Origin of the sequence: Xanthobacter sp. 126 (genome assembly GCF_000526175.1) — a bacterium.
In the GTDB taxonomy this organism is placed as follows: Bacteria; Pseudomonadota; Alphaproteobacteria; order Rhizobiales; family Xanthobacteraceae; genus Xanthobacter; species Xanthobacter aminoxidans.
Genome location: NZ_JAFO01000001.1, coordinates 4,242,508 through 4,255,041 on the forward strand (window position 1 = coordinate 4,242,508; position 12,534 = coordinate 4,255,041).

Below are 12,534 nucleotides of genomic sequence, written 5' to 3' on the forward strand. Positions count from 1 at the left end.
TGCCTCAGTGGTCGTGAATGTCGGAAAGGCGAAAGCTTCAGGCGCCGATGTCCTTGTCGGCCTTGCGCTTGTGAGCGGCCAGCGCCATCAGCCGGCGGTCGCGCCACACCTGGCGCTCCTGAAGGGCATCGTGGGCAAGGCGCGCGCGGCGCTCGGCGAGCACGGTTTCCAGCACCGGGCCGGCCCAGTCCACGCGGCGCCACTGGTCGGGCGAGATGCGCTCATAGATCTGCTGGTAGCGCGCCACATAGTCGGCGACGCCGCCGGGCGCGTTGAGGTCGATGGTCTCGAACGGCCCCATGAAGGACCAGCGCAGCGCCAGCCCCTCGCGGATGCCGATGTCCACGTCCTCGACGCTGGCATAGCCGTCCGCCACGAGGCGGAACGCCTCTTCCAGAAGCGCGCCCTGCATGCGGTTCATCACGAAGCCGTCCAGCTCGCGCTTCATCACGATGGGCGACTGGCCGGCGGCGCGCATGAGGTCGGCGGCGCGGGTCATGGTCTCCGCGGAGGTCCAGGGCGCTGGCACCACCTCCACGGCGGGGATGAGATAGGGCGGGTTGATGGGGTGGCACACGCACACCCGCTCGCGATGCGTCAGGGTCTCGGTAAAGCGCGAGGGCAGGATCGCCGAGGTGGAGGAGGCGAGCACCGTCTCGGGCGCAGCGATCGCGTCCAGTTCCGCATAGAGCGCCTGCTTGAGGGCAAGGTCTTCCGGCGCGTTCTCCTGCGCGTGGACGGCGCCGTCCAGCGCTTCCGCATAGGAACCGGCGGCGGAAAGGCGCGCACGCACCGCCTCGGGCGAGGCGCCGTTGAGGAGGTCGTTGGCCGCGAGATCGGGCAGCACGCCCTCGATATAGGCCAGCGCCGCCTCGGGCGCCCCCGGCGCCTTGTCGGCCAGCGCCACGTCGAACCCGGCGCGGGCGAAGGTGATGGCCCAGGCGCGGCCGATGAAGCCGGAGCCGATGATGGCGATCTTGGTCATGACTGCCTCTTCATGGATTCACTGCAAACCGTCGTCATCCCCCGGCTTGTCCGGGGGATCCACCTTGCCGAAAGTCCGGCGCATGGCTGCCGGGAACGCCTCTCCCGGCAGGGTGGATGCCCCGGACAAGCCGGGGCATGACAGTCTTGAAACGCGGCGCATAGGCGCGAACCACACTCACAGCCACAGCACCTGCCTTCTGAGATCGAGGTCGCGGGCGAGCGGGCGGGCGGGGCCTTCGTGGACCACCTCGCCGCGCTCCAGCACAACCGCGCGGTCGGCGAGGTTCAGCACCACGTCGAGATGGTGATCGACGATGACGAGGGTGAGCGAGCGGCGCAGCCGGTCGAAGGCGTCAAACAGCTCCTCGGTGACGGCCGGGGACAGGCCCTCGAAGGGCTCGTCCAGCAGCAGCACGCGGGTGTCGCCCATGAGCGCGCGGGCCACCGCCACCATCTGCTGCTCGCCGCCGGAGAGGAGATCGGCCGGCGTGTCCATGCGCACCTTCAGGCGCGGGAAGAGGTCCAGCACCTCCTCCTCGCTGAAGTGCTTGCCGGCCCCGGTGATGCGCTTCAGACGCCCGAGTTCGAGGTTGTGGCGCACGCTCATGCCGTGGAACAGCGCCCTGCCCTGCGGCACGTAGCCGACGCCGCGCCGGGCGATGGCGGCGGAGGAGAGGCCCATGAGTTCCTCGCCGGCCAGCGTGAGCGTGCCGTTCATGGGCTTGACGATGCCGGTGATGGCCTTGAGCAAAGTGGACTTGCCCGCCCCGTTGCGGCCGAGCAGCGCGAGGATCTCGCCCTCCTTCGCCTCCAGCGAGACGCCGGCGAGGATGCGGCTCTTGCCGTAGAAGGCGTCGATGCCGTGGAGCCGCAGCATAACGGTGTCGGTGGCGGCGGATTGAAGGTCGCGGGCGGCCAGCGCCGCGGCGCCGGAGCCGATATAGACCTCCTGCACGCGCTTGTCGGAGCGTGCATCCTCCACCGTGCCGTCCACCAGCACCGCGCCGTCGGCCATCACGGTCACGGCGTCGGCGAGTTCGAACACGCGGTCGATGTCGTGCTCCACGAGGAGCACCGGCACCTCGGCGGAGATGTCCTTGATGAGGTTGGAGACGCGGTTGCGCTCCGCCGCCGCGAGGCCCGCCAAAGGCTCATCCAGCAGCAGCACGCGCGGGCGGGAGGTCAGCGCAAGGCCCATGTCCAGCAGGCGCTGCCCGCCATAGGAGAGCGCACCCGCCTCCGCCCGCTCCATGCCGGCGACGCCGAGGAAGGCGACCATCTCCGCCGTCTCGGCGTTGATCTCGGGGATGGACGCGGCATCGCGCCAGGGATCGAAGCGGCTCTTGTGGGTCGCCTGCACGCCGAGGCGCAGATTCTCCTCCACGGAGAGCGTGGGGAACAAATTGGTGATCTGGAAGGAACGCGCGAGGCCCTTCATGCACACCGCATTGGGGGAGAGCCCGTCGATGCGCTCGCCGGCGAGGCGGATTTCGCCGGCATTGGGGGCGAACATGCCGGAGATCATGTTGAAGGTGGAGGTCTTGCCCGCGCCGTTGGGGCCGATGAGGGCGTGGAGCGTCCGGTCCTTCACCGCCACCGCGCCGGACCGCACCGCCTTGATGGCGCCGAAGCCCAGAGCGAGGTCCTTCGCCTCCAGCAGCGGGGCGGCACTCTCCCACCGCGCCCGCGCGGTGAGGGAGGACGGCAACGGCCGCCGCTCCGCCGAAGTGCGCCGGCCCATGGCGGCGGCCTCGATGGTCTTTTTCCGGAGCGGCGCCAGCAAGCGGCCGGCGACGCCCACGAGCCCGGTGGGCGAGAAGACGATGAAGGCCATGAACAGCAGGCCGAACCAGAACAGCCAGTTCGCCGTCCACATGGACAGGAACTCGCGGAACAGCACGAAGAACAGCGCACCCAGCGCCGGCCCGAGGAAGGAGCGCATGCCGCCGATGACCACCATGGCCAGAAGCTCGCCCGAAAAGGCGATGGCGATGGGATCGGCCGAGGCGAAGCGGTGGTTGAAGGCGAGCAGCGCCCCGGCGAACGCCGTGAGTCCGGCCGAGAGGGTGAAGCAGGCGATCTTGTAGGCCCGCGTATCGTAGCCGATGAAGCGCGCCCGCTGCTCGTTCTCGCGGATGGCGACCAGCACCGTGCCCACCGGCGAGCGCACGAAGCGCTGGAGGGTGAGGATGATGAGGAAGGCCGCCACCGCCACCACCCAGTAGAAGGTAGCGTTGCGATCCACATCGAGGCCGAGGAAGGGGCCGCGATTGACGCCGCCGAGGCCGTTCTCGCCGCCCGTCACGGCGGTCCAGCGGAAAGCGATGGTGTAGGCGAGCGCGGTGAGCGCCAGCGTCAGCAGCGAGAAATAGACGCCGCGCCGCCGCAGCACCACATAGCCCACCGGGATGGCCGCCAGCGTCACCAGCACCGCCGCCGGGATCGCGAGCACGAGGCCCCACTCGGGAAACAGCCGCTGCTGCACCAGCGCCGCCGCATAGGCGCCGAGCCCGAACCACGCGCCATGGCCGAAGGAGACGAGGCCGGTGTAGCCGACGAGCAGGTTCAGCGCCATGCAGGCAAGGGCGAGGATCACCACGTCGGTGGCGGACGTCACCGTCAGGCCGAGGGCGGAGAGCAGCGCGGGCAGAAGGGCCAGCGCCACCGCGGCGACGATGAGGTTGGCATTGCGGGCGAGCATCGCGGCTCCTGAGGCGGGAGGGGTCGCAGTCACGAAAGGGGCGGAGGGCGCGGTGGAAGGCGCGGCGGTGGCCTTGGGCATGGCGGTCACTCGAAGCGCAGGATGCGCTCGCCGAACAGGCCACGCGGCCGGGCGAGCAGCACCGCCAGCATCAGGACGTACATGGACGCCTCGGCCGCCGGCGGGATGAAGTAGACCGTGAGCCCGCGAACGAGGCCCACCAGCAGCCCCGCCGCCACCACGCCCCAGAACGAGCCGAGACCGCCGATGACCACCACCACGAAGGCGGCGGTGAGGATTTCCGAGCCCATGGCCGGGTGCACGCCGGAGATGGGCGCGAGCATGATGCCGGCGAGGCCCGCAAGGCCGATGCCGATGGCCGCCACCGCCGTGAGATAGGGGGTGAGCGAGATGCCGAGCGCGCCCACCATGTCGGGGTTCTGCACGCCGGCCCGCACCACGCGGCCGAAGGCGGTGCGCTGGAGCAGCAGCCACAGCCCGAGCACCGCCACCGCCGCCACCACCAGGATGGCGAGGCGATAGCGCGAATAGATGAAGTCGCCGAGGAACACCTGCCCCTTCAGGAAGGCGGGAATGGAGAAGGGAATGGGCGTGGCGCCGAAGGCCATGCGCAGCGCCTGCTCGATCACCATGGCGAGGCCGAAGGTGAGCAGCAGCGAGAGGATGGGATCGGCCCGGTAGAAGCGCGAGAACAGGGTGCGCTCGATGACCATGCCGATGAGCGCCACGGAGAGGGGCGCGGCGACGAAGGCGGCGGGAAAGCCGAAGCGGTTGCCGACCTCGACGCCGATATAGGCGCCGATGGCATAGAAGCCGCCATGGGCGAGGTTCACGATGCCGCCCAGAGAGAAGATGAGCGACAGGCCGAGGGCGATCAGCAGATAGGCGACACCCACCAGAAGCCCGTTGAGCAATTGCTCGATGAGGAAGACGAGTTCCATGGGCATTGCATCTTCTCCGGCCTTAGGCGTTTTACTGGCAGACATCTTTGGCTCAGCCGTCATGCCGGACCTTGTGCCGGGCATGACGGCGGTGAGGGCGGGCTCCGATGAGAGCGGACCTCACGCCCCGAACCAGCCGAGCCCCCTGTCCCCTTGCGGGAGAGGGCTGGGGTGAGGGGTATGGCGCCGCGTGAACCGTTGTCCGGCGCAGGCGGAAACATCCCCACCCCTCACCCCCAACCCCTCTCCCGCCCGAACCCGGCTGTTGCCGGGTTCGGTTCGCAAAAGTCGAAGTCGGCAACAGCCGACTTCGAGGGGAGAGGGGAGGAGTTGGTGCCCCGGACCAGCGACGGCGACGCCGGAGCGCCGAGCCGGGGTCCAGCGGAAAGTTCGGCGAAGCCGGCAAAGCCCCTCCGCCCTCCCCGCCGGAGCCACCCGCCTCCTCACCCCGCGGGGAAGGTGCAGGCGTTCTCTTCCGGGGTGGGCGCGATCACGTCGAGGGCGGTGCCGTCACCGGGCACGGCCGGGCCGAGGACCATGATGTCCCAATTGTCCTTCACCTGCGCCACCGGGCGGGGGGTCACCGTGTACATCTCCTGGATGAGCTGGTGGTCCCAGTCGCGGAAGTAGCCCTTGCGGCCCTTCAGGATGTCCAGCTCCTTCTCCTTCTCGAAGAAGGAGATGATCTGCGCGGAATCCGTGCTCTTGGTCTCGATCATGGCGCGGGCCACGAGCTTGGTGGCGACATAATCGCCCCAGGCCTGGTTCTCCGGTGGCTTGCCCCACTTCTTCACGAAGGCAGCGACGAAGGCCTTGGAGGACGGCGCGGAGACGTCATGATGCCAGATGAGCGGCCAGATGCCGCCGAAGGCATCCTTGCCCGCGCCCCAGGCCACCGCCGTATCGAAGCCGAAGCCACCGAACGGATACTGGAGGCCGAATTCCGAATACTGCTTGATGAAGTTGGTGATCTGGTTTCCGGCGAGGTTGGAGATCACCACGTCGGGGCGCGACTGGCGCACCTTCAAGAGATAGGAGGAGAAGTCCGTCGCGTCGGTGGGCACCAGTTCGTCGGCGATCACCTCGCCGCCATTCTGGCCGATGTAGCGCTTGGCGACGCGGGAGAGATCGTGGCCGAAGGCGTAATCAGCGGTGAGGAAAAAGAGCTTCTTGCCCTTGATAAGGCCGTCGCGCAGCATCGCCGCACCCACCGCCTTCACATATTGGGTATTGGCGCCCTCCACATGAAACATGTAGCGGTTGCAATCCTTGCCGCGCAGGGCATCGGAATTGCCGCCTGTGTTGACGAATACGATCTTGTTGCGCGCCGCCACCTGCGAGATGGCCAGGGCCGAGGCGGAGGAAATCTCGCCCACGATCACCGCCGCCTTGTCGCGCTCGATGTAACGCTCCGCCTTGGAGGAGGCGGTGGCGGGGTTCACGCTGTCCTCCATCACGAGGTTGATCTTGCGGCCGTTGATGCCGCCGGCCGCGTTCAGCTCTTCCACGGCAAGCTGCACGCCCATCTGCCCATAGGCGCCGAGCGGGCCGAGGAATCCGGTGAGCGGGGTCAGGTGGCCGAAGGTCACTGTGTCGGCCTGCGCCTTCACGATGGCAGGCATGCCGACGCCGCCGAGAAGCGCAGCTGCGCCGACGCCCTTCAGGAGCGTGCGGCGGCCGATGGATGCGGACGCAATTCGGGCGTGAAGCGGAAAGTCAGTCACGGCGTCGTCTCCTCCCATAGGTCCGGCTTGGATATTGCGGCGGCAGGATTTTTCCCGTCCGGACCGCACCGGAATGATTGCCGACTGGCTCGGCTATCTGTTATCTGTGATCACACATAGCAGACGCGGAACATGGAACACAAGACACCTTCCGCCGCAGACGGCGATGCCTCAGAGGTCCGCGGCGACGAGCCGGCGGCAACGCTCGATGCCCGTGTCGGCCGCATCGTCCGCCAGACTTTGGCCGATCAGGTCTATGGCGATCTGAAGGAGCTTCTGCTCTCCGGCCGCGCCGCGCCGGGCGAGCGCTTCACCCTGCGGGGGCTGGCCGCCGCCATCGGCACCAGCGCCATGCCGGTCCGGGAAGCGGTGTCGCGCCTCGTCGCCGAGAACGCGCTGGAAGTGCTGCCCAACCGCGCCGTGCGCGTGCCCCTCATGCCCCGCGCCCGCTTCGCCGAACTGCGCCTCATCCGCATCAGCCTCGAAGGCCTCGCCGCCGCCACCGCCGCCCGCGAGGCCACGGCGGAAGAGATCGCCGAGGTGGTCCGCTGCGAGCGCGCCTTCGCCGCCGAGCGGGACAAGAAGAGACCGGACGGCGCCGCCGCCATGCGCCACAACAAGGACCTGCACTTCGCCCTCTACCGCGCCGCCCACCTGCCCACCCTGATGGGGATGATCGAGGGCCTCTGGCTGCAGATCGGCCCCGTCCTCAACCTCGATTTCCGCGCCGGCCCGGAGCGGGTGCGGCAGGGGGAGGCGCACCTCCACCACGCCCGCCTCGTCGCCGCCCTCAAGGCCCGCGATTCGGACGCGGCACGGGACGCGCTGGTCGCGGATATCTGGAGCGCGGGCGACTTCATCCTCTCGCGCGACGTGCTTCCGGACTGATTCAAGACTGAACGTGCCCGAACCGGCACCTGACAGCACCGATACCCCACCCGAAAACCTAGGGAGAACGCCATGGACCTCGGCATTGCCGGCATTCGCGTCATCGTCACCGCCGGCGCCGGCGGCATCGGCCTGGAAATCGCCCGCGCCTTCCTGAAGGAGGGGGCGAAGGTGGAAGTCTGCGACGTGGACGAGGCCGCCCTGGAGGCCTTGGGGACCACCGCGCCGGGAGCCGCCGGCACCTGGTGCGACGTGTCGGATCGGGCTTCGGTCGCCGCCTTCATGGACGGCGCGCTGGGCCGGCTCGGAGGCCTCGATGTGCTTGTAAACAATGCGGGAATCGCCGGCCCCACCGGCCGTGTGGACCAGATCTCGCCGGAGGACTGGGACCGCACTTTGGCAGTGGACATCACCGGCCATTTCAACGTCACCCGCCTCGCCGTGCCGGCCCTGAAGGAGAGCGAGAACGCCTCCATCATCGGCCTCTCCTCGGCCGCCGGCCGCTTCGGCTTTCCCCTGCGCTCGCCCTATGCGGCGGCGAAGTGGGGGGTGGTCGGCTTCATCAAGTCCCTGGCCATGGAGCTGGGCGAATTCGGCATACGCGCCAATGCCATACTGCCCGGATCGGTGGACGGCCCGCGCATCCGCTCGGTGTTCGAGAACAAGGCGCGCGAACGCAACATGGCCATGGAAGAGGTGCAGGCGATGGCCCTCTCCGCGACCTCGCTGAAGCGCCTTATCCCGCCGCAACACCTTGCCAATGTTGCGGTTTTCCTGTCGTCGCCGATGGGCTCCACCATTTCCGGCCAGGCCATCGCGGTGGACGGCGACATGCAGATGCTGGTGTAGGCACCTGAACCGCCGCCGCCCTCCAGCCCAGCCGGAGGGCGGCGAAAGTCGTTTTCTGCCTGAGGGTTAGATCCCGGCCTGGGACACGAACTTGGGGTTCAGATAGGCCTCGATGGCCTCCGAGCCACCCTCCGAGCCATAGCCGGAATCCTTGATGCCGCCGAAGGGAACCTCAGGCAGCGCAAGGCCCAGATGGTTGATGGTCATCATGCCCGCCTGCACCCGGTGCGCCACCTGCTGGGCGGTCTTGGCCGAGCGGGTATAGGCATAGGAGGCAAGGCCGTAGGGCAGCCGGTTAGCCTCGGCGACGGCCTCCTCGAAGTCCGAGAAGGGCAGCATCATCGCCAGCGGGCCGAACGGCTCCTCGTTCATCATCCGCATGTCGCGGGTGACACCCGTGACCACCGTGGGCTCGAAGAAATAGCCTTTGTTTCCAATGCGCGAGCCGCCGGTCGCCACCTCGGCCCCCTTCTGGCGGGCATCGGCGATGAGGGCTTCCATGGCCGGGATGCGGCGCTCGTTGGCGAGCGGGCCCATGGTTGTGCCGGCGTCCAGGCCATTGCCCACCTTCACCGCCTTGGCGACGGTGACGAAGGCGTCCACGAACTGCTCGTAGACCTTCTCCTGAATGAGATAGCGGGTCGGCGAGACGCACACCTGCCCGGCATTGCGGAACTTGGCGGTGGCGATCTGCTTGGCCGCGGCGGCCACGTCCGCATCATCGAAAACGATGACCGGCGAATGCCCGCCAAGCTCCATGGTAGCGCGCTTCATATGCTCGCCAGCGAGCGCCGCCAGTTTCTTGCCCACCGGGGTGGAGCCGGTGAAGGTGATCTTGCGGATAGTCGGGTGCGGGATGAGATATTCGCTCACTTCCGCCGGCACGCCATAGACGAGGCCGATGACGCCGGCCGGAATGCCCACGTCTACGAAAGCACGGATCAGCTCGGCGGGGGACGCCGGCGTCTCTTCCGGCGCCTTCACGATGATGGAGCAGCCTGCCGCCAGCGCGCCGCACAGCTTGCGGACCACCTGGTTGAGGGGGAAATTCCACGGCGTGAAGGCCGCGACAGGCCCCACCGGCTCCTTGATGACGAGCTGATAGACGCCGGGCGCACGGGCGGGAATGACGCGGCCATAGGCGCGGCGGGCCTCCTCGGCGAACCAGTCGATGATGTCGGCGGCGGCCAGCGTCTCCATCCGCGCCTCGATGAGCGGCTTGCCCTGCTCCAGCGTCATCAGCCGGGCGATGCCGTCGGCGCGCTCGCGCAGCAGGTCGGCGGCCTTGCGCATGAGCTTGGAGCGATCGAACGCCGATATCTTGCTCCAGGTCGCGAAGCCGCGCTCGGTCGCCTCCAGCGCCGCGTCGAGGTCGGCCCGCGAGCAGTGCGCGACCGAGCCGATCTCCTCCTCCGTGGCGGGATTGATGACCGGGATGCGGCGGCCACCCTCGGCGTCGAGCCAGACACCGTCAATGTGGAGCTGGACGTTGGGATAGGCATCGGACATCGGGCTTCCTCCTTGGGGCGCCGCGCCGTGGATCGCGCAGGCGCCGGTCGAACCGTGCATTCGAATCGGTCTTTGCGCCCCGGTGGGCCGTAGGCCGCCGCTCATCCGGCCGTCCGGCTGGAGCGCTGCGGAAAACGAACACCGAAAGTGGAGTGGCGGGCGGGCGCCGGGGCGGGCGCGCATCCTATGCGGCAACGGAGCGGTTGAGAACCTGCGACCGGCGCGGGGAAACCGGGGCGAGGTCCGCAGCGTTGGCATGGCTGGACGGCGGAACGCCGGGCCAGAGCGGAGAAACCCATGAACACCGCGAACCTGCAATTGGAAGGCGTGCTCCTCGCCTTGTCGCGCCTGCTCGAAGCCATGCGGCACAAGGGCCTCATCACCTCCGGCGAGATCGAGACGGCGCTCGCCGAGGCGGAGGACGCCTGCCGCCGCGATGCCGCCTGCCGCACCATCAGCCCGGGCCAGGCCGAAGGGGTGTTGTTCCCCATCCGCTTCCTGCGCGCGGCCACCAATCGCCAGGAAGGCCCCTCCCCGACCTTCACCGACATCGCCACGTCCATCGGCGAGAACAAGGACAGGCACGGCTGAACCGGAGCGCGGCACCGGAGCCTCCGCGATCGGGCGCTGGCGCCGAGGGACTCCCAAAGGGTATCAAGCGCTTGCACGCCCCGGCATCGTCATCCGGACAGGCCGGCGCAGCGATTGTATGGGGAGGCGCCGTTGACGGCCGATCTCGACCTCATGCAGATCAGCCTTGTCGCCCGCACCTCAGCGGTTGCCATGGTCATTTCATGGGTCGTGGTTCGACCTGCCGTAGCTGCCGCAGGCCATCGGCGCGTCCCTTGCGGTGCTGGACCGGGATTTCGGCACCATCAGTGTGCGCGGGCGCCAGCGCGTGCTCGGCTGCATCCTGGGCGCGTTCGCTGGGCTGGCCGCGCTCCTGCTCCAGCTCGACAATCTTCTCGTCTATCTGACCGTGCTTGCGGGCGGCATCTTCTATTTCTCCCGCCTGCACACCAGCGGCGGACCGCAGAGCTGTATCGGCACGCAGGGCGGCGGCGCCTTCATCACCGCACTCGTCACCGCCGGCGGACCTCCCGCCGAACTGATGCCGGTGATGGAACGCCTCGCCGGCATCTTCGTCGGCGACGCCCTGATGCTGATCGCGTCGCTCGTCCGGTCCGCGCTTCACCGCAGGTGGCTCACGCCAGCCCCAGCGGCCGATCCGGCTGGCTAAGGCGCCTTCTCCAGCATCAAGCCAGAACACGGCGCTGCAGCCGCCGCGCGAGGCGCGCCGGCCCGTAGTGCCACGCGAGCGTCACCCTGTCCGCGAACGCAAGGCCGGCGACCTTGCGGGGCACGAACCAGGCGTTGTGCCCGGTGCGACGGACCGGCACATAATCATGCGCTCGCAACAGGCGGCGGCTGCGGCCGAAATCCACCCGGTCGTCGACCAGAATGAGACGCGGCTTGAAACGGGAAGCGGTGAAGCCGGAAAGGACGTCCGCCTCCGTGCCGCCCACGTCGACGGAGAGGAAGTCGAAGCTGGTGATGCCCGCCTCCGCCAGAATGTCATCGAGCGTTCTGGCCGCAACCCGGATCATGCCGTTCGGCTGGTCGCCGGGGAACAGGTGCGACCGCGCCTCCCATCCGAGAAGCCAGAGCTGAAGTGTATCTGGCGCTTCAGGCCCCGCACAGGCGACCGGGACGACCTGAGACTTTCGCGTCGTCTCCAACGCCTTGGCCAGCTCGACGGACGGCTCGATAAGCAGCCCTTTCCAGCCATTCAACTCGAGATGATAGGTCTGGTTGCCGCGGATGGGATCACCCGCACCGACATCGACGAACGTTCCGACGGCATTTCCGAGCCAAGCCGCCACAAGACCTCTCTCATGGTGAGAGGGATTGATGACGCGACCACCGTCACCAGCAAGAACAGCTGAACCCATGACACTCCACCCGCTTAACTGCGAGGAAAGTGCCCGGATACCAAATTTTTCACAACGCTAATCGAGTTCATATTCTAGCCATAACATCCAGAATGAACCTATTTAATCTCGAATATGAGGCCAAAAATAGTTCATTGCAGATTTTAATTCTCAGAAAATACCAGTCACATTCAGACAAACTACCAAATAAGCGCACGGAGGGTTTCGGCAAAACGGCGACCGGCTTGGCGAACGGATGCCCCACCCTTGTGGGTGAGCTGGAGCCATACCCTTCGGCGATCCTCGGGGTCGGGGTGCCGCTCGACGAGCCCTTCCTGTTCAAGCGCTTCGAGGCGACGCAGGGCCGTGGTGGCTGAGGTTCCGGCCCCCGCGCACAGCGCCGAGACCGAAACCTGACGGCCAGCGGCCTGCGCCATGGCGAGATCAAGCAGCATTTCCCAGGCGGCATCTCCGCCGGCAACCCTCGGAAGTACCCGCTTGCGGTCCATGCGCAGGCCGTCGAGCAGGCGCAGGAGAGCCAGAGGATCGTCGAGCAGGGTCGCAGCCCGCCGCTTCTGCACTGAAAGATCCAGCGCGCGCCGAATGGCGGCCACGAGATCGGCGATTTCGACCGGCTTCTGGAGAAAATCCACTGCGCCCATGCGCAAGGCGGCAATGGCATTCTCCAGCGATGCATTTCCCGTGAGAATGATGGGAAGAATCTGCGCGCCTTGACGAAGTTCACCCACGCGACGGATCAGCTCCAGACCGTCGAGACCCGGCATGGCAAGGTCGGTGACCAAAACGCGTATGGCGAAGTTCTGCTCGACGATATCGAGAGCGCTCAAAGGGGAAGAAGCGCAGACCACCGGCAGGTTCTCGAGTGCGAGGCCCTCTCGCACCTCAAGAAGGAACTCCTTGTCGTCATCGACGACAATGACCGCAACATCCCGCATTGCCTAACTGCCATCACACGCGCCATG

Annotated in this window: 11 protein-coding genes; 4 read left to right on the top strand and 7 right to left on the bottom strand. The window is 67.6% G+C overall.

Translation table 11 applies throughout. The annotated features are described in order from the left end of the window. Positions 1-37: 37 nt before the first annotated feature. The 4 genes from XAN126_RS0120080 to XAN126_RS0120095 all read right to left on the bottom strand — a co-directional run bounded on the left by XAN126_RS0120080 (position 38) and on the right by XAN126_RS0120095 (position 6,374). Positions 38-985, bottom strand: coding sequence for a 3-hydroxyacyl-CoA dehydrogenase (locus tag XAN126_RS0120080; RefSeq protein WP_024280352.1), 948 nt, complete (start codon positions 983-985; stop codon positions 38-40). A 177-nt stretch (positions 986-1,162) separates the two neighbouring features. Beyond that, complete coding sequence (locus XAN126_RS0120085) at positions 1,163-3,688, bottom strand: branched-chain amino acid ABC transporter ATP-binding protein/permease (protein ID WP_024280353.1); 2,526 nt, start codon at positions 3,686-3,688, stop codon at positions 1,163-1,165. Between the two features lie 86 nt (positions 3,689-3,774). Next, positions 3,775-4,650, bottom strand: coding sequence for a branched-chain amino acid ABC transporter permease (locus XAN126_RS0120090; RefSeq protein WP_024280354.1), 876 nt, complete (start codon positions 4,648-4,650; stop codon positions 3,775-3,777). A gap of 443 nt (positions 4,651-5,093) precedes the next feature. Then, positions 5,094-6,374, bottom strand: coding sequence for an ABC transporter substrate-binding protein (locus tag XAN126_RS0120095; RefSeq protein WP_024280355.1), 1,281 nt, complete (start codon positions 6,372-6,374; stop codon positions 5,094-5,096). A 132-nt stretch (positions 6,375-6,506) separates the two neighbouring features. Between XAN126_RS0120095 and XAN126_RS0120100 the strand changes: the two genes are divergently transcribed. Together XAN126_RS0120100 and XAN126_RS0120105 are read left to right on the top strand one after the other, a co-directional pair. Further along, entirely contained in the window at positions 6,507-7,262 is a 756-nt protein-coding gene (locus tag XAN126_RS0120100) for a GntR family transcriptional regulator (RefSeq protein WP_024280356.1), read from the top strand. A gap of 72 nt (positions 7,263-7,334) precedes the next feature. Next, positions 7,335-8,111: an SDR family oxidoreductase gene (locus tag XAN126_RS0120105; protein ID WP_024280357.1), complete on the top strand. Its 777-nt coding sequence runs from the start codon at positions 7,335-7,337 to the stop codon at positions 8,109-8,111. 66 nt (positions 8,112-8,177) lie between these two features. Here XAN126_RS0120105 and XAN126_RS0120110 read toward each other — a convergent pair whose 3' ends face one another. Next, positions 8,178-9,620 (bottom strand): NAD-dependent succinate-semialdehyde dehydrogenase, encoded by a 1,443-nt coding sequence (locus XAN126_RS0120110; protein WP_024280358.1) that lies wholly within the window; start codon positions 9,618-9,620, stop codon positions 8,178-8,180. 297 nt (positions 9,621-9,917) lie between these two features. On the opposite strand from XAN126_RS0120110, the gene XAN126_RS0120115 reads away from it, so the two are divergent. Together XAN126_RS0120115 and XAN126_RS26580 are read left to right on the top strand one after the other, a co-directional pair. Further along, positions 9,918-10,211 (top strand): hypothetical protein, encoded by a 294-nt coding sequence (locus XAN126_RS0120115; RefSeq protein ID WP_024280359.1) that lies wholly within the window; start codon positions 9,918-9,920, stop codon positions 10,209-10,211. Between the two features lie 241 nt (positions 10,212-10,452). Continuing rightward, the gene (locus XAN126_RS26580; RefSeq protein ID WP_348550922.1) at positions 10,453-10,860 is read left to right on the top strand and encodes an FUSC family protein; all 408 of its coding nucleotides are present in this window, start codon (positions 10,453-10,455) and stop codon (positions 10,858-10,860) included. Positions 10,861-10,876: 16 nt separating this feature from the next. Here the strand turns inward: XAN126_RS26580 and XAN126_RS0120125 are convergent, their stop codons facing one another. Together XAN126_RS0120125 and XAN126_RS0120130 are read right to left on the bottom strand one after the other, a co-directional pair. Further along, positions 10,877-11,503: an FkbM family methyltransferase gene (locus tag XAN126_RS0120125; RefSeq protein WP_024280361.1), complete on the bottom strand. Its 627-nt coding sequence runs from the start codon at positions 11,501-11,503 to the stop codon at positions 10,877-10,879. A gap of 248 nt (positions 11,504-11,751) precedes the next feature. Further along, on the bottom strand, positions 11,752-12,507 hold the full coding sequence (locus XAN126_RS0120130) for a response regulator (protein ID WP_024280362.1): 756 nt from the start codon (positions 12,505-12,507) through the stop codon (positions 11,752-11,754). Positions 12,508-12,534 lie beyond the last annotated feature (27 nt).